Below are 19812 nucleotides of genomic sequence, written 5' to 3'. Positions count from 1 at the left end.
CCCCCGGCACCGCCCCACCCCACGCAGCAAGCACCGCACCCAGGCCACCCCCAGCCCCGCCGGCGTTTGAGGCGCCCGGGGACGGAGTCCCCGGCAACGGCGCCGCACAAGAGGGGTCAGCCCAGCGCCGTCCGCCAGGACGACACCGCCACCGCCGACACCGGCCGCCCCCACCCGTCAGGACGCGCCGCCCCCCCGATGTGGAACGCGTCGATGCCCGCCTCCCGCAGCACGGGAAGGTGCGTGAGGGCCAGCCCGCCGCCCACCAGGATGCGCGGCTCATAGCCGGGCGTGCCCGCCTTCGCGGCCTCAGCCAGAAGCACGGGCAGCCCCTCGTCGACCCCGCCCGCCGCACCCGCGGTCAGGTAGGTGTCGAGCCCGGGCAGGTCGGCGACGGCCTTGCGGAGCTGGTCACGGTCGGCCGCCCGGTCGATCGCGCGGTGGAACGTCCACCCGCAACCGCCCAGCTCCGCCACGACCGCCTCGACGGCGATCAGGTCGGGGGTGCCGTCGGGGTTCAGGAAGCCCAGTACGAACTCCTCCGCCCCCTCCGCACGCAGCGCCCGCGCCTCCTCCACCAGGCGTTCCACATCCTCCGCGGAACCCGCCGCGAAGCCGTCCGCCTTCCGGAGCATCACGCGCAGCCGGATGTCGACCGCCGCCCGGATCGCCGCGAAGGTCTCGCGCGGCGGGGTGAGCCCGTCGGCGGCCATGTCGGTGACCAGTTCGAGTCGGTCCGCCCCACCGGCCTGGGCCGCGACCGCGTCCTCCGCGTCGAGGGCGATCACCTCCAGGAGCGCACGGTTGCTCATGTAATCCCATCCTTCGTCCCGCATTGCAAAATAGGTCTAGTCCAATATCCAGGGTACGGGCCTTCGCCCACCCTTCACCAGCACAATCACGCCACCACCACAATGTGCGCATGACATCCGCCACGAGTTCCGACACGCACCGCGAACAGAGCCTCCGCGCCCGCTGGCACGCCACGACCGCCGCCGCCGGAGCCGCGCCCGACCGCGACCCCGCCCCCTACGCCGACCGCCTCCTCACCGCCTGGGCGGAGCCGCAGCGCAGGTACCACACCACCGCACACCTGGCCGACGTACTCGCACGCATCGACGTACTCGCAAACGAGGCAAACGAGGCAGGCGAGGCAGGCGAGGCAGACACCCAGGACGGCTCACCGGACCGCCCCGCCGTAGACCTCGCCGCCTGGTTCCACGACGCCGTCTACCGCCCCGACCGCTCCGAGAACGAGGAACGCAGCGCCACCCTGGCCGAGCGCGCCCTGCCCGAGCTCGGCATCGACGGGGCCCGCACCGCCGAGGTGGCCCGCCTCGTCCGGCTCACGATCACCCACGACCCCGCCCCCGGCGACGCCAACGGCGAGCTCCTCTGCGACGCCGACCTCGGCGTCCTCGCGGGCACGCCCGAGGAGTACGCCGCCTACGCGGCAGCCGTCCGCGCCGAGTACGGCTTCGTCCCCGACGAGGCCTTCCGCGCGGGCCGGGCCGCCGTGCTGCGCCAGCTCCTGGAGCTGCCCCGCCTCTTCCGCACCGCCTACGGGGCTGCGCACTGGGAAGCCCCGGCCCGCGCGAACCTGGCCGCCGAGCTGGCGGGACTCACCGAGAGCGAGTCCGAGAGCACGAACGGGAGCGAGACCGAGGCCACGCAGCCCCCGGGAATGTGATCCCGTTCGTCGGGGTTGAGATAGTTCATGCCCGCCGCAGCCGAACGCACCCGTATGCCCGTTGCCGTCTACATCCTCGGCCTCTCCGTCTTCGCACTCGGCACGAGCGAGTTCATGCTCTCCGGGCTCCTGCCACCCATCGCCGAGGACATGGGCGTCACCATCCCGCAGGCGGGCCTGCTCATATCCGCGTTCGCGATCGGCATGGTCGTCGGTGCGCCCCTGCTCGCCGTCGCCACGCTGCGGCTGCCCCGGCGCACCACCCTGCTCTCGCTGATCAGCCTCTTCGGCCTCGGGCAGGTCGCGGGCGCGCTGGCCCCCTCGTACGAGCTGCTCTTCGCCTCCCGCATCGTCTCCGCGCTCGCCTGCGCCGGCTTCTGGGCGGTCGGCGCCGCCGTGGCCATCGCCATGGTCGAGCAGCACCAGCGGGCCCGTGCGATGGCCGTCATGATCGGCGGGCTCTCCATCGCCAACGTCCTCGGCGTACCGGTCGGCGCGTTCCTCGGTGAGCACCTGGGCTGGCGGTCCGCGTTCTGGGCGGTGGGCGCGGCCTCCGCCGTCGCGCTGGTCGGCATCCTCGCGCTGATCCCGAAGATCCCGCTGCCCGCCGAGCGGCCGACGCTCTCGCGCGAGCTGCGCATCTACCGCGACCGGCAGGTGTGGCTGTCGATCGGCATCACGGCGCTCGCCGCGGGCGGGGTCTTCTGCGCCTTCAGCTACCTGTCCCCGCTGCTCACGGACGTGGCCGGGCTCGATTCCCAGTGGGTGCCCTGGATCCTCGGCCTCTTCGGGATCGGCGCGCTGGTGGGCACCACGGTGGGCGGGCGGATCGCCGACGCGCACCTGTTCGGGGTGATGCTGTGGGGCATCACCGGCTCCACCGTCTTCCTGGCGGCACTGGCCCTGCTGGCCTCCACGGCCGCGGCCGCGATCGCCCTCTCGTTCCTGATCGGCTTCTCGGCGTTCTTCACGGCCCCGGCGCTCAACGCCCGCATGTTCAACGTCGCGGGCGCCGCCCCGACCCTGGCCGGGGCGACCACCACGGCCGCGTTCAACCTCGGCAACACCGGCGGCCCCTGGCTCGGCGGCACCGTCATCGACGCCGGGTACGGCTACTCCGCCACCGCCTGGGCGGGCGGCGCAATGACCGTCACCGCCATCGCCCTGGGCCTCGTGGCGTTCCGCCTGGACCGCCGTACGACCGCCCCCACACGCCTGGTGACCGGCTCGGCGGCGGCCCTGCCGGTGCCGGCTGCTGTGGAGAAGGTCTAGGTCGTCTCTTTCGGATCTTGTCGGCCGAGTCCGCGGCGTCTGGTGCCGTGCCTGGGCGTGCTGCCGGGGCGTTCGCGTACTGGGCGTACGTGGTCGCCTCGGCAGTGCGGCCAGGCGCGGTGCCAGGCGTCGCGGGCCCGGCAAGATCCGAAAGAGACGGCCCAGGCCCTACGGCTTCCCGTACGGGTGCACCACCATCGCCGAGCCGCCGCCCCGCCGGGTCGGCTCGGCCGCGGCCAGCCACCGACCGTCGGGCAGCCGCTGGACACCGGTGGCCGCGCCGATCTCCGGGTTCTGCCGGAAGCCCTGTCCGAGGGCCTCCAGCTCGGCCCGGAGCGGGCTGTTCCACAGCTCCGGTTCCAGCTCGGTGGTGGTCTGGTTGCGCTGGCTGGCCCGCGGCGCGGCGATGGCCTGCACCAGCGGCAGCCCGCGGTCCAGGTGCCCGGTCAGGGTCTGGAGCACCGTGGTGATGATGGTCGCCCCGCCCGGGGAGCCCACTGCGAGCACCGGGCGTCCGTGCTCCAGCACGATGGTCGGGGCCATCGACGAGCGCGGCCGCTTGCCGGGACCCGGCAGGTTGGGGTCGGGGACGCCGGGCGCCGCCGGGGCGAAGGAGAAGTCGGTCAGCTCGTTGTTGAGCAGGAAGCCGCGTCCCGGGACGGTGATGGCGCTGCCGCCGGTCGACTCGATGGTCAGCGTGTAGGAGACCACGTTGCCCCAGCGGTCGGCGACGGTCAGGTGCGTGGTGTTCTCCCCCTCGTACGTGGTCGGGGCGGCCTGCCCGGAGCCGCCGCAGGCGACCGGCTTGCGGGGATCACCCGGTGCAAGCGGGCTGGTCAGCGCCTTGGCCGGGTCGATGAGGCAGCCGCGCGTGTCCGCGTAGCCCTGCGAGAGCAGTTCCTTCGTGGGCACGTCCTCGGCGGCCGGGTCGCCGACCCAGCGCCCCCGGTCGGCGAAGGAGATCCGGGAGGCCTCGATGAAGCGGTGCAGGTACTGGGTCTCGCTGAGCGCGCCGAGGTCGGTGCGCTCCAGGATGTTCAGCGCCTCGCCGACGGTGGTGCCGCCGGAGGAGGACGGGGCCATGCTGTACACGTCCAGGCCGCGGTAGCCGACCCGGGTCGGGTCCTGCCGCTTGGTCGCGTACGCGCGCAGGTCCCCGGTGGTCAGATCGCCGGAGCGGACCACGCGGGTGGCCGCCGGGTCCACCGGGGGCGTGCGCACGGCCCGGACGATGTCCTCGGCCAGCCGGCCCCGGTAGAGCGTGCCCGCGCCCTTGCGGCCGAGCTCCGCGTACGTGGCGGCCAGGTCGGGGTTCTTGAAGGTGGAGCCGACCACCGGGAGGGCGCCGCCGGGCAGGAAGAGCTTCTTCGTGTCGGGGAAATCCCTGAACCGGGCCTCGTTCAGCTCGGTCTGGGCCCGGAAGGTGGGGTCCACGGTGAAGCCGTCGCGGGCCAGTTTCTCGGCGGGCTTGAGGAGTTGGCCCAGTGGACGGGTGCCCCAGGACTCCAGTGCGCTCTGCCAGGTCGCCGGGGTGCCGGGGACTCCGACGCCGCGGCCGCTGGTCTGCCCCTCGGCGAAGGGGATGGGCAGGCCGTTCTCCTGGAACAGCCCGGCGGTGGCCGTGGCCGGGGCGGTCTCCCGGCCGTCGATGGTGCGCACCCGGCCGGAGCGGGCGTCGTAGTACACGAAGTAGCCGCCCCCGCCGATGCCTGCGGAGTAGGGCTCGGTGACCCCGAGCGCGGCGGCCGTCGCGACGGCGGCGTCCACGGCGTTGCCGCCGGAGCGCAGGACGGCGATGCCGGCCGCACTGGCGTCGGCGTCGACGCTGGCGACGGCCCCGCCGTAGCCGGTGGCCACCGGGACCTTGGGCGGGGTGGGGCTCTTCGACGCCGGGGCGCTCGCCCCGGTCGAGACGAGCGCCCCGGCGAGCGCGACGAACGCTAAGTGACGTGCGGCGGGACCACGCATGCGGTTTCTCCAGTCGACTGCCTGCCAGACCTTGGAGCGGCAGCCTAACTTCCGCGCACCCGCCGCGTCATGAAGGCCGTGTGACGGCTACCATCCGCCGCATGAATGAGGACGTCCGCAACATCGTGCTCGGGGTGATCGCCACCGCGTGCAGCGGCGGGTTCGGCTGGTTCACCCGGACCTACGTGTGGCGCCGTGCGCTGCGCCGCAAGCAGGCCTTCTTCGGGCTGCCCACCGGTTCGGACTGCCTGTTCGTGGTCAACCGGCAGATGGGCGGCACCGATTCCTCCCTGCACCGCAACGACGCCTTCGCGCTGCTGGAGATATCCGCCCTGATCAAGGACTGTGGGGCGAACGTGCAGATCGTCACCCACGACGGGGCGCGGCAGGGCTTCGGCGAGCGGGCCGAGTTCTGCGTGGGCGGGCCCTCCTCCAACGCCCGGACGACGGCCCATCTGGCCTCCATGCTCCCCGGGGTGCAGATCGTCGTCTCCAGCGAGTCCGTACCGGACCGCGGGGCCATCACCGTCGGCGGGGAGACCTACCGCTGGAACAAGGGCCTCGTCGAGTACGTGCTCCTGGCGCGGCTGACGACCGGGCGGGGGTCCCGGCCGGTGTTCCTGCTGTGCGGGCAGACCGCGATCAGCAACCAGGCCGCGGCCCGGTACCTGGCCCGGTACCACCGGAAGCTGGCCGGGACCTACGGCGACGACTCCTTCTGCATCCTGCTCAAGGTCATCAACTCCGATGCCTACGGCCCCGACGTGACCGAGCTGGTCGCCGACGTCACCGTCCCCGCCCGGACACCCGCAGCGGCAGCCGTGTGATCCCGTTGATGAAGTTCGACACCAACCGGCGGGGTGGGCCCGCCAGTTCCGGTGGTGGCATGGCGGCGATCCACTCCTCGTAGAGGACGCGGAGCTGGAGCCGGGCGAAGTGCGCGCCCAGGCACACGTGCGGGCCGTCCCCGAAGGAGACGTGCGGGTTGGGGGCGCGGCCGAGGTCGAGGCGTCCGGGGTCGGTGAAGACGCGCTCGTCGTGGTTGGCGGAAGCGTGGAAGACCACCACCTTGTCGCCGGCCCGGATCCGCCGTCCGGCGAGCTCGGTGTCGGCGGCGGCGGTGCGGCGAAAGCTCAGCACCGGCGGGTGGACGCGCAGGAGTTCCTCGACGGCCCGGTCCAACGGGGCCCGCCCGTCGGCGAGTCCGGCGTAGGCCTGCGGGTCGCGGGCCAGTGCGAGCAGGCCGCCCGGGGCGGCGCTGCGCACGGTGTCGTTGCCGGCGACGGTGAGCAGGAAGAAGAACATCTCCAGCTCCGCGTCCGCCAGCCCGGCGAGGGCCAGCGTGGTCATCACGTCGTCGCCGGGCCGGGCCCTTTTGTGGGCGGCGAGTTCGCGGGCGTAGGCGAACATCTCCCCCAGCAGCGCCGGCGAGCGCGGGTTCAGCGGCTTGCCGTCCGGGCCGAGCGGCGGAGCCGGGGCGTCCTCGGGATCCTGGTATCCGATGATCCGTACGGTCCACTCCAGCAGCAGCCCCCGGTCGGCCTCCGGGACGCCCAGCAGGTCGGTGAGGTTCAGCAGGGCGTAGGTGTCGGTGACCGTGTGCACCAGGTCGGCGGCCCCGTCCTCGGCGCCGTCGCGGGCGGCGCGCAGCAGCGTACGGGCCCGGCCTCGGGCCCGGGCGGTGAAGGCGTCGACGCGGGCCGGGGTGAAGGCGCGGGCCACGGTCCGGCGCAGGGTTCCGTGCTCGGGGGGATCCTGGTTGAGCATGGTGCGCCGCAGGAAGGGCAGGTCGGCCGGGTCGGGGTCGCGGATCTGGGTCGCGCCCAGGTGCGAGGAGTACGTGCGGTGGTCGCGCAGGACCCGGACCACGTCGGCGTGCCGGGTGACGGCCCAGAAGCCGGGGCCGGCGGGCCAGCCGAGCACCTCCGGCTCGCGCTGCCAGGACACCGGGTGGCGGTCGCGCAGCAGCCGGTAGCGGTCGTACGGGACGCCTTCGGCGTAGAGGCGCGGGTCGAAGACTTCGGGGGCCGGTCCTTGGTCCATGCGCACACCGTGGCGGGGAGCGGCCCGGCCCGCAAGGGGCCCCGCCGGGCTCCGGCCGGGGCCGGCCGGGTGTCAGTGCGCGGGCCGGGTCTCGCAGGTGGCGGACTGCTCCTTGCCGTCGGAGCCGATGAGGAGGATCTCCGGGGCCGCACCGGCGGCCACCGCCGCGAGGGCCGTGCACGCCAGTTGGCGCCGGGCGGGATCGGACAGCGGCCCGACCGGGAGGGGCAGGTACAGCCGGAGGGTCTTCCCGTCACCGGCGGCCTTGACCCCTCCGCGGGCGCCGGCCTTGGAGTCCGGGGTCAGAGTGTCCGGCTCCGGGATCTGGGTGGTCAGACCGGCCTCCCGCGCGGCCTCGCTGGGCCCCTCCAGCAGCATCCCGATCGTGAAGCCGACGTCCGGCCGCTGCATCCGGTCGGAGACCGGGAGCGGGACGAGCCCGCCGCCGGGGGCGATGAAGTACAGCAGGCCGGGGTCCGGAGCGGTGGCCAGTTTCACGGTTCCGGCGCGGCCGCTCTCGACGACCCCGGTGGTGGCGATGCCGCAGCCGGTGGCGAGGAGCAGCGGGAGGGTCAGCGCGAACGCGGCCGCGGCCCTGCGCACGCGGGTCATGTGCGGGCCTCCAGGGGCATGTCGAGGGTGAAGAGCGCGCCGCCGCCGGGGCCGTTGGCCGCGTGCAGGGTGCCTCCGTGCAGGCGGACGTTCTCCAGGGTGATGGCCAGCCCCAGACCGCTGCCCGTGGAACGGGTGCGGGCGGCGTCGGCCTTGAAGAAGCGGTCGAAGATGTGCGGCAGCACCGCGGGGGCGATGCCGGGCCCGTTGTCGGCGACCTCGACGAGGAGCCGCTCGCCGTCGGGCCGGGTCTCGGTGCGGACGACGACGCGGACCGGGGTCCCGCCGTGTTTGAGGGCGTTGCCCACGAGGTTGGCGAGGACCACGTCGAAGCGGCGCGGGTCGAGCCGGGCTCGGACGCCGGCCGGCAGGTCGGTGGTGACCCGCCCGTCGGTCCAGTGGCGGCGTTCCAGGGTCTTGGTGACGGTCTCGGCGACGTCGACCTCGTCGAGGTTGAGCTCGGCGGCGCGGGCGTCGAAGCGGGAGATCTCCATGAGGTCCTCGACGAGCACGGCGAGTTTCCCGGTCTCGGCGCTGATCAGGCGCAGCGCCTTGGCGGTGTCGGCGTCGAGCTCCTCGGCGCCCTCGTCGAGGACTTCGGTGACGGCGAGCATCCCGGCGAGCGGGGTGCGCAGTTCGTGGGAGACGTCGGCGGCGAAGCGGCGGGCACGGGCCTCGGCCTCCCGCAGTTCGCTGACCGACTGTTCGAGTGCGCGGGCCGTCTCGTTGAAGGTGCGGGCGAGTCCGGCGAGTTCGTCGGATCCGCGCACCTCGATCCGGGTGTCGAGCCGGCCGCGTCCCAGCCGCTGGGCGGCCTTGCGCATGTCCCGTACGGGCCGCAGGACGCTGCGCGCCGCGAGCAGGGCGGGGATCAGGGCGATCGCGAGGCCCGGTACGGCGCCCGTACGGGCCGCGGCGACCAGGGCCTCGACGGTGGTCTGCTCGGTGTCCAGGGGCACGACCGCGTAGAACACCGCACCGGTGGTCTCGTAGACCTCGTCGCGCTTGAAGACGGCGGGCATGCCGACGACGAGCGAGAGGTTGCCGTTGCGGTCCTGGGTGCGCTGGAAGGCGCCGTGCGGATGGGCGGTCACCTGACTGCGGAGCTGGTCGGTGACGCTGGGCGAGATGGCCGGGCCGCCCTGGTTCGAGGTGGCGCGGAGCTTGCCGTACTCCCCGTAGACGGTCCAGGGGTGCGGCTGGCCGCGCTTGCCCAGTTCCCCGACGAGCCGCTGGAGTTCCGCCTGCCCCATGGGCAGTTGGGTGTACTGGGAGTCGACCAGGTCGCGCAGGGTGCTGACGGCGGTGTCCTGGCTCTGCTTGAGGATCGCGTTGCGGGCCTGCTGGTAGGTGAGCGCGGCCGTGCTCACCGCGCAGATGGCGGCGACCAGCAGGAAGGCGGCGATCAGCCGGGTGCGCAGGCCCAGCGGGGCGAAACGTCTCATGCGGGCGGCCTACAGGGGGCCGAAGCGGTAGCCGAAGCCGCGCACGGTCTGTATGTAGCGGGGGGCGCCCTCGGGGTCCTCGACCTTGTGGCGCAGGCGGCGTACGCAGGCGTCCACCAGCCGGGCGTCGGCGTGGTAGCTGTGCTCCCACACGTATTCGAGGAGCTGCTGGCGGGAGAAGACCTGCTCGGGCGAGGCCGACAGGTGCAGCAGCAGCTTGATCTCGCTGGGGGCCAGGGGGACGCGCTCGCCGTTCTTGGCGACGGTGAGCCCGGCCCGGTCCACGGCCAGCTCCCCGTGGAACTCCACGTCGGGGCGGCCGCCCGCGGGCTCGCTGAGGCGGCGCAGCACGGCCTTGATGCGGGCTTCGATGACCTCCGTGCGGGCGGGCTTGACGATGTAGTCGTCGGCGCCGGCTTCCAGGCCGACGACTATGTCGAAGTCGTCCCCGCGCGCGGTGAGCATGATGATCGGGACCTGGCTGGTCTCGCGGATCCGCCGGCACACCTGGACGCCGTTGATGCCGGGCAGCATGAGGTCGAGCAGGACGAGCTCGGGGTGGAAGCTCGCCATGAGGCTCAGTCCGGCCTCGCCCGTCTCGGCCGCGCTCACGTCGTGGCCCCGGCGGCGCAGGCCGAGGCCCACGCCCTCCCTGATGGAAGGGTCGTCCTCGATCAGCAGTACGCGTGGCATCGGGTCAGTATTCCAGGCTCGTCGGTCGGGTCCCTCCCGCTTTCGGCCGATATGCGGCTGGGAGCGGGTAGCCCGGCCTAACGACCGGTCTTGCGCCGTACGGAGTCCAGCAGGTCGGTGATCTCCGTGAGCCGCAGGGGGCGGGCAAGGAGTACGACGACGAGAAGGATCACCGCGGTTCCCGCCGCGGCCCCGGCGTAGTTCCCGAGGGGTCCGGCGAGGTTCCCGAACCGGTCGACGCAGCGCGCGGCCGCGTACCCGGCGGCGCCCGCCGGGGCGCAGGCGGTGAGGAGCCGCAGATGGGTGCGGGCGGCGGTGCTGCGGCGTTCCGTGCGGGTCCCGGTGCGCGGGCCGAGCCGCCGGGAGAGGACGTACGCGGTGAGGGCCGCGCCCGCGGTGAAGGCGATCGAGCAGGCCGCGGCCATGCCGGTGACCGCCCAGCGCGGCGGCAGCAGGAGGTACGCGGCGGCCGAGAGCCCGGCGTTGAGGGCGGCGATGGAGAGGTTGAGGAAGAAGGGGGTCCGGGTGTCGGAGAGGGCGTAGAAGCCGCGGGAGAGCACGTACTGCGCGGAGTAGGCGATCAGGCCGGGTGCGAAGGCCGCGAGCATGCCGGCCATGACGGCGACGTCGGCGGGGCCGGTGCGGCCGTACTCGAAGACGCTGCCGGTCACCCAGGGCGCGAGGGCGGCGAAGAGCGCGGCGGCGGGGACGACCAGGGCCGCGCTGGAGCGCAGCGCGTAGGAGACGTCCTTGCGCACGGCCCCGAGGTCGCCGTCGGCGGCGGCGGAGCTCATCCGGGGCATGAGGGCGGTGACGAGGGAGACGGTGATGATGCCCTGGGGGACCATCCACAGCAGGTAGGCGTTGCTGTAGGCGGTGTATCCGGCGCCGCCGGCGATGCCCTGGGCGACGGCGTGCTCGCCGGTGGCGGTGGAGAGCCGGGTCACGACCCAGTAGGCGATCTGGTTGGTCAGGACGAGCAGGACGAGCCACCCCGCGTTGCGCAGCGGGCGGGCCAGTCCGCTGCCGCGCCAGTCGAAGCGGGGGCGCCAGCGGAAGCGGGCGGCGCGCAGCGAGGGGATCAGGCCGAGGGCCTGGACGACGATGCCGGCGGTGGTGCCGATGCCCAGCAGCCGGGTCTCGGAGGCGCTCAGGCCGTCCGCCGCGCCGTGGGAGACGTAGAGGAAGAGCGCGAAGACGGCGATGACGACGAGGTTGTTGAGGACCGGGGTCCACATCATGGCGCCGAACCGGCCGCGGGCGTTGAGCACCTGCCCGAGCAGGGTGAACAGTCCGTAGAACAGGATCTGCGGGAGGCAGTACCGGGCCAGGGCCACGGTGACGGACTCCTGGCCGCCGCTGTAGCCGGTGTACGCCGAGACGATGAGCGGGGCGGCCAGGACGGCGGCGGCGGTGAGGACCAGCAGCGCGGCCGTGCAGACGGTGAGCAGCCGGTCGGTGTAGGCGGCGCCGCCGTCCTCGTGCTCCTTGGCGGCGCGGACCAGCTCGGGGACGAAGACCGCGTTGAGGGCGCCGCCGATGAGCAGGATGTACAGGATGTTCGGGACGGTGTTGGCGACGGCGTAGCCGTCGCCGAGCAGGGTGGTGCCCAGCGCCGCGACGATCACGGCGGAGCGGACGAAGCCGGTGGCGCGGGAGACGATCGAGCCGGCGGCCATGAGCGCGCCGCTGCGCAGCACCGAGGTCTTCTTCGGTGCCGCGCGGTCGGTGCGGGCCTCTGCCGTGGCCGCTGCCGTGGCCTCTGCTCTGGCCTCTGCCGTGGCCTCTGCTCTGGGGTCTGCGAGGGTCACCGGCGGGCCATGTACGCCTGGAACGCCTTGTAGAGGGCCGTGTTGGCGTATCCGTCCATGGAGGTCTCCCACTCGCCGAGGGTTTCGACGACCTGTCCGCCGGTGCCGAGCTTCCAGCGCAGCAGCCCGAAGGAACGTTCGTCGGGGTCGAGGGTGGAGGGTACCCCGCGCATGTCGTATTCGTCCGCTCCGAGTGCATGTGCGTCGCACATCATGCGCCACTGAAGGGCGTTGCTGGGGCGGACCTCGCGGCGGTGGTCGGCGGAGGCACCGCTCTGGTACCAGACCCGGCTGCCGGCCACGATCATGGTGTGCGCGGCGAGGATCTCGCCCTGGTGAACGCCCAGGTAGAGGCGCATGCGGCCGGGTTCTTCGGCGTTCAGGACCTCGTACTGCTGCTGGTAGTACGCCAGCGAGCGGCCGAGCCTGAAGCCGTCGCGCTCCTCGGTGATGCGCAACAGCCGGTAGAACTCGGGCAGCTCGGCGGCCGTGCCGACGGCCGTCTCCACCCCCGCTTTCGTGGCCTTGCGCACATTGCGCCGCCACTCCTGGTTCAGGCCCGACCACAGGTCGTCGAGGGTGCGCCCGGCGAGCGGGACGCGGAAGACGTGGCGGGGCTGGGCGTCGCCGTCGTCCTCGCCGCCGCAGCGCTTCCAGCCTCGGGTGCGCAGCCGGTCGGCGAGCGCGGCGCCGACCGGGTCCACCTCGGTGGCGAGCACGTCGGAGATCTGCCGGCCCGGGCCGGTGCCCGCCTTGGCGGTGGCCGCGTCCCAGCGGCGGTAGGCGGGGGTGGGTCCGATGCGGACGGCGAAGGCGCCGGAGGCCTTGAGGTGGTTCTTGAGGGGGGTCAGCCAGCGGTCGATGTCGGGGTCGGCCCAGTCGGCGACGGGCCCCTCGGGGAGGTAGGCGAAGTATTTGCGGGTGCCGGGGAATTGACGGTAGAGAACGAGTCCGGCACCTTCCATTTCACCGCCGGGGTAGTGCCATCCGACCCTTTCCGATCGCCAAAGGTCCTTTACGCCGCCCCAGGACGGGTACTGGAGAAAACTGGCCCGGCCGTGCCGTGAAAGGAATCCCCGGTATTCCGCTTCGGACAGCGGGCGCACGGTGAGCTCCCTGTTCCGGCTTCGGGTCTGGTCCTGCTGGGTGGGGGTCACGAGCAGTGCACACACGGCTGACCGGCCTTCCTGTACGTGCTGTACGTCCGAATCGGTGGATGCACAGGACTCTCACAGGCGCCCGTGACCGGTGTGCGCGGCGATTGTGACCGGACGATGACCGTATCGCTGCGGTCCATGTCACATAGGAAATCCTGAAGTTTTCCCGATCTCCCGCAACCTAGAGTTGTTCCGTTCGCATCTTCTTTTGCGGACGATCATTACTTCGGAGGGGTTTTCGTTGAGCCGCACACGCCGGGTCTTCTCTGTACGCAGCCGCACCGCCGTGGCGGCGGGTACCGCCCTGCTGGCCGCCTCACTGGCGGCCTGCGGTGGCGGTGGCGCCACCGCGGGCGGCGGTGGCAAGGCGGAGATGAAGGAGAAGCCGGCCATGGCGGTCTCGGTGAACCTCACCGGCGACCAGGTGAAGGCGGGGGCGCCGGTGACCGTGACGATCGCCGAGGGGAAGCTCGCGGCGGTGAAGGTCACGGACGCCAAGGGCGGGGAACTGGCCGGGCAGATAACCGCCGACGGGAAGACCTGGACCTCGCAGGGCAACGCCCTGCCCTCGGCCGAGTACAAGGTCGAGGCCCAGAACACGGACAGTCAGAGCGCCACGACGACGTTCAAGACCTCGGCCCCCGACAAGGTGAACAAGGTCTCGATCAACGTTCCCAAGGGCAGCACCGTGGGCGTGGCCATGCCGGTCTCGATCGTCTTCGACAACCCGGTGAAGGACAAGGCCGCGGTGGAGAAGCAGCTGAAGGTGACCACCTCGAACAACACCGAGGGTTCCTGGGGCTGGATCACGGACTACTCGGGCAAGGACCGGGTCGACTGGAGGCCCAAGGAGTACTGGAAGTCCGGCACGGACGTGAAGGTCCAGATGAACCTGAACGGTGTCGACTCCGGTCCCGGCGGCGGGATGTTCGTGAAGGACTACGCCACCGAGTTCAAGATAGGCAAGGACCGCGAGGTGAAGGTGGACCTCGGCACGAAGAAGGCGACCGTCACCGAAGACGGCCAGGTGGTCGGCACCATCCCGATCTCGGCGGGCACTCCCGGCGGCAAGAAGGCTTCCTGGGACGGGAAGATGGTGATGATGGCGAAGGAGGGCACCATCCGGATGGACTCCCAGACGGTGGGCCTGGGCGACTCCTACGACAAGATGGTCGACTACTCGATCCGGCTGACCTGGTCGGGCATGTACGTGCACGCCGCGCCGTGGAACACCGCCAACTTCGGCCGCGCCAACACCAGTTCCGGCTGCGTGGGCATGAGCGACGAGAACGCGAAGGCGTTCTTCGCGGCGGCCCAGGCCGGCGACCCGTTCGAGGTCGTGGGGCAGGGCTCCAAGGGCAACCCGGACGTGGGCAACGGCTACGGCGAGTGGAACCTCACCTGGGAGCAGTGGCAGGCCAAGAGCGCCGTGGCCGGAACCCCGCAGGTCGGCTGAGCCCGGCCGGGCCGGTCCGCGCCCTCCCCGCGTGAAGTTGACCATCATTCAATCGTTACCGGCACGTAACTTACTCACGGGTTACTTCCGGTAAGCCCCTCCCGTTACCGTCGGGTCACTTTGACACCCGGCGCACGCGAGGAGCGATCGATGGTCCGCACGGTCCGCACCACCAGAACCGCGACTGCCATGGCAGCCGTACTGGCAGCAGCCGCCCTGGGCCTGGCCCCCCATCAGGCCCAGGCGGCTCCCGCCCGCACGACCGCCGCCGCCCCGGAGGCCTCGGCAGCCTCGTCGGGGATCACCTTCCACGACATCCCCGGCTCCGGCGGCATCACCCTCAAGGGCAACGTCTTCGCCCCGGCGGGCGCCGCGGCCGGCGTGCAGTACCCGCTGATCGTCCTGCCCACCAGCTGGGGCCTGCCGCAGATCGAATACATCGCGCAGGCCAAGCAGCTCGCCGACTCCGGGTACGTGGTGGTCAGTTACACCTCCCGCGGGTTCTGGCTCTCCGGCGGCGAGATCGAGACCGCCGGCCCGAAGGACGTCGCGGACGTCTCCGCCGTCATCGACTGGGCCCTCGCCAACACCCCGGCCGACGCGGCGCACATCGGCATGGGCGGGGTCTCGTACGGCGCGGGCATCAGTCTGCTGGCCTCCGCGAGCGATCCGCGCATCAAGGCCGTGGTCGCGCTCAGCGGCTGGGCCGATCTCATCGAGTCCATCTACTCCGGCCGCACCCAGCACCTCCAGGCGGCCGCCCTGCTCGGCGGCGCCGGCTTCCTCACCGGCCGCCCCGGCCCCGAACTCCAGCAGATCCTCGGCGACTTCCTCGGCTCGAAGCTGGACAAGGAACCGCAGATGATCGAGTGGGGGAAGAAGCGCTCCGCAGCCGAGAAGGTGGACGCGATCAACGCCAACGGCGCCGCGATCATGCTCGGCAACGCCTGGGGCGACACCATCTTCCCGCCCAACCAGTACGCGAAGTTCTTCGAGAAGCTGACCGGCCCCAAGCGCCTGGAATTCCGCCCCGGCGACCACGCCACCGCCGAGCTGACCGGACTCCTCGGCCTGCCCAACGACACCTGGACCAACGCCCACCGCTGGTTCGACCGCTACCTCAAGGGCGCGGCCAACGGCGTGGACTCCGAGGCCCCGGTGCAGATCAAGCCCCGCAGCGACGGCGGGTACGAGGGCTACGCGGACTGGAAGTCGGTCGGCTCCGGCGGCGCCGAGAAGCTGATGCTCTCCGACAGCGAGCACCTCTTCACCGGCATCGACTCCGGCGCCAACGGCGGGATCGTCATGCTGTCCAGCCTGCTCGACCAGATCGCCCAGGCACCCCCCGCCGCCTCCATACCGCTGCTCCCCCGCGCCTTCGCCGCCGTCTGGCAGTCGCCGCGCTACGAGGAGGAGCGCCGCGTGCGGGGCACGGTGAAACTGCACACCACCGTCACGCCCTCGAAGTCCGACGGCACCTTCGTCGCGTACCTCTACGACGTGGGCCCGCTCGGGATCGGCAAGCTGATCAGCAACGCCCCGTACACCTTCCACGGCAAGGCGGCCGGCCGGTCCTTCGGGGTGGACCTGGAGCTCTTCTCCACCGCCTACGACGTCCCGGCCGGGCACCGCCTCGCGGTGGTCGTCGACACCGTCGACCCGCTCTACATCGAGCACAACCCGACCGGCGCGCAGCTGACCTTCTCCTCGCCGCGCACCGATCCCTCGTACGTCTCGGTGCCGCTGCGCGAGCAGTGATCCACGGCTGCAGCCGGGCCGGGTGTGGCTCTGGGGGTTCGCCCTCCGGGTCAGATCCGGCCCGGCAGCGCCGCCGAGGGGTCGGCCGTGTCGATGTCGACGCCGACCGCCTTCGTCTTGGGGTTGTGGCGCTCGCGCCGGGCCACCCAGGTGGCGAACCAGGACAGGAGCATGCACATCCCGATGTAGATCGGCGAGATGATCATCACGACGGGGATGAAGGGCAGGTCGTAGTCGAGGTTGGAGGCGATCAGCTTGCCCGCGTGCAGGAACTCCTCGTAGGTGATCAGGTAGCCGAGCGAGGTGTCCTTCAGGGCGACCACGAGCTGGCTGATGATCGTGGGCAGCATCGCCCGGACCGCCTGCGGGGCCAGGACGTAGGTCATCACCTGGGTCTTGCGCATGCCCAGGGCGTACGCGGCCTCGCGCTGGCCCTTCTCCACGGAGTTGATGCCCGTCCGGAAGACCTCGGCCAGCACCGAGCCGTTGTACAGGGTCAGTCCGGCGACCAGCGCGGGCAGCGGCTGGACCTTGAGCGCGACGAAGATGAAGAAGATCATCACCAGCACCGGCATGGCCCGGAAGAACTCCACGCACAGCGTCGACAGCCAGCGCACCGGCCGGTGGACCGAGAGGCGGCCCGTCGCGAGCACCGCGCCGAGCACGAGCGAGAGCACCGAGGCGTAGGCGAAGGCCTTGAGGGTGTTCCAGAGCCCCTTGAGCAGCAGCTCCTGGATGCCCTTGTAGGTGAAGGGGCTCCACTTGGCGGCGGTGAACTGGTTCGTGTCGAAGAGCAGGTAGAGCAGCCAGCCGAGCAGCCCGAGGATGAGGACCGTCGAGCCGATCCCGTAGAAGAAGTGGCGGCGCTGGGCGCGCGGGCCCGGCAGGTCGTAGAGGGCGGTGGACTCCAGGTCACCGTGGAGCGCGTGCGCGGTCATCGGGCGACTCCGTAGCGCTTTTCGAGCACGTTGAACAGCGCGCTGATGGACAGGGTGATGATCAGGTAGCCCACCGCGATCCAGACGAAGGTCCAGATGATGCTGTAGCCCAGCTCGTTGAGGGTCTTGTACGTGCCCAGCAGCTCGGTGACGCTGAAGGCCCCGGCGATCGCGGAGTTCTTGGCCAGCGCGATCAGCGTGGAGCCGATGGGCGGGATCACGGACCGGAAGGCCTGGGGCAGGACGACCGTGCCCAGGGTCTGCCCGAAGGACATGCCGAGGCTGCGGGCCGCCTCGCCCTGGCCCTTGGGCACGGTGTTGATGCCGGAGCGCAGGACCTCGCAGATGAAGGCCGAGGTGTAGCAGCCCAGGGCCAGCACGGCGAAGAGCTGGAAGGGCAGGACCAGGCCGAAGCGGGGCAGGCCCAGCAGGACGGCGAAGAAGAGCAGGGTGAGCGGGGTGTTGCGCAGGATGGTCACCCAGACGGTGCCGAAGACCCGGAAGGAGCCGACGGGGGCGACGCGGAAGGAGGCCATCAGGAAGCCGAGGACCAGGGCCAGCAGGGAGGCGTAGACCGTGAGTTCCACGGTGCCGAGGAAGCCCTTCCCGTAGAGCGAGAAGTTTTTGGTGAGTACGTCCATGGCGGTGCGCTCTCCCCTCAGCTCGCCGGGTAGCGGTCGATGGCGGGCGGTGTCGGCGCGGGCTGGCCGGAGAGGCCGAGCGTGGCCTCGTAGGCCTTCTTCCAGTTGCCGTTCTTCTCGTTCGCGGCGAGCGCGTCGTCGAGGGCGAACCGCAGGGCGTTGTCGGAGCGCGGGACGCCGATGCCGTAGGGCTCCTCGGAGAAGGGCTTGCCGACCACCTTGAGCTCCTCGGGGACCTTGGCCACGTAGCCGAGGAGGATGGAATCGTCGGTGGAGACCGCGTCGACCTGGTAGGTCAGCAGGTTGTCCACGCAGACCGAGTACGTGTCGTAGGCGACGAGGACGGCCCGCGGGAACTCCTTCTGGAGCCGCTGGTACGGGGTGGAGCCGGCGGCCGAGCAGACCTTCTTGCCGTCGAGGTCCTCGGGACCCTTGATCTCCGTCTCCCCCTTGCGCACCAGCAGGGACTGGCCGGCCATGAAGTAGGGGCCGGCGAAGCCGACCTGCTTCTTGCGGTTGTCGTTGATCGTGTAGGTGCCCACGTAGTAGTCGATCTGGCCGTTCTGCAGGGCGGTCTCGCGGTTGGCGGACGCGATGGTCTTGAACTCGATCGTCTTGGGGTCGAAGCCGAGCGAGGCCGACATCATCTTGGCGATCTCGATGTCGAAGCCGGAGTAGCGGCCGCTCGCGGGGTCCTTCTCCCCCATGTACGGCTGGTCCTCCTTGGCGCCGACCACGAGGTGGCCGCGCTTCTTCGCCTTCTGCCAGGTCGGGGAGTCCGGCAGCTGGAAGCCGGTGGCGACCTGGTAGACGGGCAGGTCCTCGGGCTGCGGGCCCTTGACCGGCGGACTGCCGGACTTCCCGCATCCGGCGAGGGCGCCCACGAGCACGAGGGCCAGGGCGAGGGCCGCGGTGCGGATGCGCGGGCGCGCGCGTTCCATCGGGTGTCTCATCGGGCCGCCCCTCAGTGCTTGAGGATCTTGGAGAGGAAGTCCTTGGCCCGGTCGCTCTCGGGGGCGGTGAAGAAGGCCTCCGGGGTCCGGTCCTCGACGATCTTTCCGTCGGCCATGAACACCACGCGGTTGGCGGCGGAGCGGGCGAAGCCCATCTCGTGCGTGACCACGACCATGGTCATGCCCTCCGCGGCGAGCTGCTGCATGACCTCCAGCACCTCGTTGATCATCTCCGGGTCGAGCGCGGAGGTGGGCTCGTCGAAGAGGAGGGCCTTGGGGTTCATGGCGAGCGCCCGGGCGATGGCCACGCGCTGCTGCTGGCCGCCGGAGAGCTGGGCCGGGAACTTCTCGGCCTGGTCGGCGAGGCCGACCCGCTCCAGCAGTTCGCGGGAGCGCTTGTCCGCCTCCTCCTTCTTGCGCTTCCTGACCTTGATCTGGGCGAGGGAGACGTTGGCGAGGACCGTCTTGTGCGCGAAGAGGTTGAAGGACTGGAAGACCATCCCCACGTCCGCGCGGAGCGCGGCGAGCTCCTTGCCCTCGGCCGGCAGCGGCTTCCCGTCGAGCGTGATCGTGCCCGACTCGATGGTCTCCAGCCGGTTGATCGCCCGGCACAGGGTGGATTTCCCGGAGCCGGAGGGGCCGATGACCACCACCACCTCCCCGCGGCCGACGGTGAGGTTGATGTCCTGGAGGACGTGCAGTTGTCCGAAGTGCTTGTTGACGTCCCGCAGCTCGATCAACGGATCGACGGCCATACGCTGCCCTGCCCACTTGTCGGTGTGTCGAGGTCAGCGCAAACTATCCAGCCGCGGAAGGGCACTTCACCGCGACACGCCTAAAAGCCGCATAAAGGCCCCCGAGGTCAGCCTTTCGTGGCGGCGCGCCATTCCGGGGCAGTTCAGCCCTCCGAGGCCTCGGCGTACGCCTGGCTGAGCTCGGGGGATCCCGTCATCGCCCAGGACACCCCCGACTCGACCACGTTCAGCTCGCGGCCCGAGGCCAGCCGGATCATCGGCTGCCCGTTGGGCCACACCTGCCAGGCGGCGCCCGGAACGGAGCGGACGATCACCGTGCCGAGGTAGAAGCCCGCGTCGTTGCCGAGCCACGGGGTGATTTCCGGATCCCGGCGCCAGCGCGGCATCAGCTGGTCGATCTCCTCCAACGAGCGCGGGCTCTCGTCGAGTTCGAGCCCGGCCGAGCGTGCGTGGGCGCGCAGCATCTCGCATTCCGCGAACAACTCGTTGATGCCCTCGGGATCGTCCGCGAGGGCCGCGGCGAGCCCCGCGCCGCGGTCCGTTTCATGTCGGTTGATCCAATTGGCCAGGAAAGGGATGTTCATGGAGTCAGCCTGACACCAGGATCCGCGACCGGCCAT

18 protein-coding genes are annotated in these 19812 nt (G+C 71.4%); 5 read left to right on the top strand and 13 right to left on the bottom strand.

Annotated features, from left to right (window positions below; genetic code table 11):
• Positions 1-116: 116 nt before the first annotated feature.
• On the bottom strand, positions 117-812 hold the full coding sequence (locus ACFWNV_RS14935) for a copper homeostasis protein CutC (RefSeq protein WP_383945934.1): 696 nt from the start codon (positions 810-812) through the stop codon (positions 117-119).
• A gap of 110 nt (positions 813-922) precedes the next feature.
• On the opposite strand from ACFWNV_RS14935, the gene ACFWNV_RS14930 reads away from it, so the two are divergent.
• Positions 923-1690, top strand: a complete 768-nt coding sequence (locus tag ACFWNV_RS14930) for a hypothetical protein (RefSeq protein WP_383945932.1) — start codon at positions 923-925, stop codon at positions 1688-1690.
• 54 nt (positions 1691-1744) lie between these two features.
• A complete protein-coding gene (locus ACFWNV_RS14925; RefSeq protein ID WP_383945952.1) occupies positions 1745-2962 on the top strand; it encodes a Cmx/CmrA family chloramphenicol efflux MFS transporter in 1218 nt (405 codons plus the stop codon).
• A 168-nt stretch (positions 2963-3130) separates the two neighbouring features.
• Here ACFWNV_RS14925 and ggt read toward each other — a convergent pair whose 3' ends face one another.
• A complete protein-coding gene (gene ggt, locus ACFWNV_RS14920) occupies positions 3131-4930 on the bottom strand; it encodes a gamma-glutamyltransferase (RefSeq protein WP_383945929.1) in 1800 nt (599 codons plus the stop codon).
• A gap of 101 nt (positions 4931-5031) precedes the next feature.
• On the opposite strand from ggt, the gene ACFWNV_RS14915 reads away from it, so the two are divergent.
• Positions 5032-5757 carry a hypothetical protein gene (locus ACFWNV_RS14915; protein WP_383945926.1) on the top strand — a complete coding sequence of 242 codons (726 nt, stop codon included), beginning with the start codon at positions 5032-5034 and terminating at the stop codon, positions 5755-5757.
• On the opposite strand, the gene ACFWNV_RS14910 is transcribed toward ACFWNV_RS14915, so the two are convergent.
• From ACFWNV_RS14910 to ACFWNV_RS14885, 6 genes are all read right to left on the bottom strand, one after another.
• On the bottom strand, positions 5717-6973 hold the full coding sequence (locus ACFWNV_RS14910) for a cytochrome P450 (protein WP_383945923.1): 1257 nt from the start codon (positions 6971-6973) through the stop codon (positions 5717-5719). The genes ACFWNV_RS14915 and ACFWNV_RS14910 overlap by 41 nt on opposite strands.
• Positions 6974-7045: 72 nt before the next feature.
• Positions 7046-7585: a hypothetical protein gene (locus tag ACFWNV_RS14905; RefSeq protein WP_383945920.1), complete on the bottom strand. Its 540-nt coding sequence runs from the start codon at positions 7583-7585 to the stop codon at positions 7046-7048.
• Positions 7582-9030: an ATP-binding protein gene (locus tag ACFWNV_RS14900; protein ID WP_383945917.1), complete on the bottom strand. Its 1449-nt coding sequence runs from the start codon at positions 9028-9030 to the stop codon at positions 7582-7584. Before ACFWNV_RS14900 ends, ACFWNV_RS14905 begins: the two co-directional genes overlap by 4 nt.
• A 9-nt stretch (positions 9031-9039) precedes the next feature.
• On the bottom strand, positions 9040-9723 hold the full coding sequence (locus tag ACFWNV_RS14895) for a response regulator (protein ID WP_383945914.1): 684 nt from the start codon (positions 9721-9723) through the stop codon (positions 9040-9042).
• 77 nt (positions 9724-9800) lie between these two features.
• Positions 9801-11534: a murein biosynthesis integral membrane protein MurJ gene (gene murJ / locus ACFWNV_RS14890; protein WP_383945912.1), complete on the bottom strand. Its 1734-nt coding sequence runs from the start codon at positions 11532-11534 to the stop codon at positions 9801-9803.
• Entirely contained in the window at positions 11531-12706 is a 1176-nt protein-coding gene (locus ACFWNV_RS14885; protein WP_383945909.1) for a lipid II:glycine glycyltransferase FemX, read from the bottom strand. Before ACFWNV_RS14885 ends, murJ begins: the two co-directional genes overlap by 4 nt.
• 226 nt (positions 12707-12932) lie before the next feature.
• Here ACFWNV_RS14885 and ACFWNV_RS14880 point away from each other — a divergent pair, with 226 nt between their 5' ends.
• Together ACFWNV_RS14880 and ACFWNV_RS14875 are read left to right on the top strand one after the other, a co-directional pair.
• Positions 12933-14147 (top strand): Ig-like domain-containing protein, encoded by a 1215-nt coding sequence (locus ACFWNV_RS14880; RefSeq protein ID WP_383945906.1) that lies wholly within the window; start codon positions 12933-12935, stop codon positions 14145-14147.
• A gap of 150 nt (positions 14148-14297) precedes the next feature.
• Positions 14298-15905, top strand: a complete 1608-nt coding sequence (locus ACFWNV_RS14875; protein ID WP_383945903.1) for a CocE/NonD family hydrolase — start codon at positions 14298-14300, stop codon at positions 15903-15905.
• 50 nt (positions 15906-15955) lie between these two features.
• Here the strand turns inward: ACFWNV_RS14875 and ACFWNV_RS14870 are convergent, their stop codons facing one another.
• From ACFWNV_RS14870 to ACFWNV_RS14850, 5 genes are all read right to left on the bottom strand, one after another.
• Positions 15956-16843 carry an amino acid ABC transporter permease gene (locus ACFWNV_RS14870; protein WP_383945900.1) on the bottom strand — a complete coding sequence of 296 codons (888 nt, stop codon included), beginning with the start codon at positions 16841-16843 and terminating at the stop codon, positions 15956-15958.
• Entirely contained in the window at positions 16840-17484 is a 645-nt protein-coding gene (locus ACFWNV_RS14865) for an amino acid ABC transporter permease (protein WP_383945898.1), read from the bottom strand. The genes ACFWNV_RS14870 and ACFWNV_RS14865 overlap by 4 nt, the downstream gene beginning before the upstream one ends.
• Positions 17485-17501: 17 nt before the next feature.
• On the bottom strand, positions 17502-18425 hold the full coding sequence (locus tag ACFWNV_RS14860) for a glutamate ABC transporter substrate-binding protein (protein ID WP_383945895.1): 924 nt from the start codon (positions 18423-18425) through the stop codon (positions 17502-17504).
• Between the two features lie 23 nt (positions 18426-18448).
• Positions 18449-19192 (bottom strand): amino acid ABC transporter ATP-binding protein, encoded by a 744-nt coding sequence (locus ACFWNV_RS14855; protein WP_266903477.1) that lies wholly within the window; start codon positions 19190-19192, stop codon positions 18449-18451.
• A gap of 143 nt (positions 19193-19335) precedes the next feature.
• A complete protein-coding gene (locus ACFWNV_RS14850) occupies positions 19336-19776 on the bottom strand; it encodes a DUF6278 family protein (RefSeq protein ID WP_383945892.1) in 441 nt (146 codons plus the stop codon).
• Between the last annotated feature and the right edge of the window lie 36 nt (positions 19777-19812).

The sequence above is a fragment of the Streptomyces sp. NPDC058401 genome, from assembly GCF_042722885.1.
Lineage (GTDB): Bacteria > Actinomycetota > Actinomycetes > Streptomycetales > Streptomycetaceae > Streptomyces.
This window is presented reverse-complemented; position numbering and strand designations above follow the sequence as displayed.

Bases quoted from the DNA above. Each gene is read 5' to 3' on its own strand.
- ACFWNV_RS14935 (WP_383945934.1), bottom strand. From the start codon at position 812: ATGAGCAACCGTGCGCTCCTGGAGGTGATCGCCCTCGACGCGGAGGAC.
- ACFWNV_RS14930 (WP_383945932.1), top strand. From the start codon at position 923: ATGACATCCGCCACGAGTTCCGACACGCACCGCGAACAGAGCCTCCGC.
- ACFWNV_RS14925 (WP_383945952.1), top strand. From the start codon at position 1,745: ATGCCCGTTGCCGTCTACATCCTCGGCCTCTCCGTCTTCGCACTCGGC.
- ggt (WP_383945929.1), bottom strand. From the start codon at position 4,930: ATGCGTGGTCCCGCCGCACGTCACTTAGCGTTCGTCGCGCTCGCCGGG.
- ACFWNV_RS14915 (WP_383945926.1), top strand. From the start codon at position 5,032: ATGAATGAGGACGTCCGCAACATCGTGCTCGGGGTGATCGCCACCGCG.
- ACFWNV_RS14910 (WP_383945923.1), bottom strand. From the start codon at position 6,973: ATGGACCAAGGACCGGCCCCCGAAGTCTTCGACCCGCGCCTCTACGCC.
- ACFWNV_RS14905 (WP_383945920.1), bottom strand. From the start codon at position 7,585: ATGACCCGCGTGCGCAGGGCCGCGGCCGCGTTCGCGCTGACCCTCCCG.
- ACFWNV_RS14900 (WP_383945917.1), bottom strand. From the start codon at position 9,030: ATGAGACGTTTCGCCCCGCTGGGCCTGCGCACCCGGCTGATCGCCGCC.
- ACFWNV_RS14895 (WP_383945914.1), bottom strand. From the start codon at position 9,723: ATGCCACGCGTACTGCTGATCGAGGACGACCCTTCCATCAGGGAGGGC.
- ACFWNV_RS14875 (WP_383945903.1), top strand. From the start codon at position 14,298: ATGGTCCGCACGGTCCGCACCACCAGAACCGCGACTGCCATGGCAGCC.
- ACFWNV_RS14870 (WP_383945900.1), bottom strand. From the start codon at position 16,843: ATGACCGCGCACGCGCTCCACGGTGACCTGGAGTCCACCGCCCTCTAC.
- ACFWNV_RS14865 (WP_383945898.1), bottom strand. From the start codon at position 17,484: ATGGACGTACTCACCAAAAACTTCTCGCTCTACGGGAAGGGCTTCCTC.
- ACFWNV_RS14860 (WP_383945895.1), bottom strand. From the start codon at position 18,425: ATGGAACGCGCGCGCCCGCGCATCCGCACCGCGGCCCTCGCCCTGGCC.
- ACFWNV_RS14855 (WP_266903477.1), bottom strand. From the start codon at position 19,192: ATGGCCGTCGATCCGTTGATCGAGCTGCGGGACGTCAACAAGCACTTC.
- ACFWNV_RS14850 (WP_383945892.1), bottom strand. From the start codon at position 19,776: ATGAACATCCCTTTCCTGGCCAATTGGATCAACCGACATGAAACGGAC.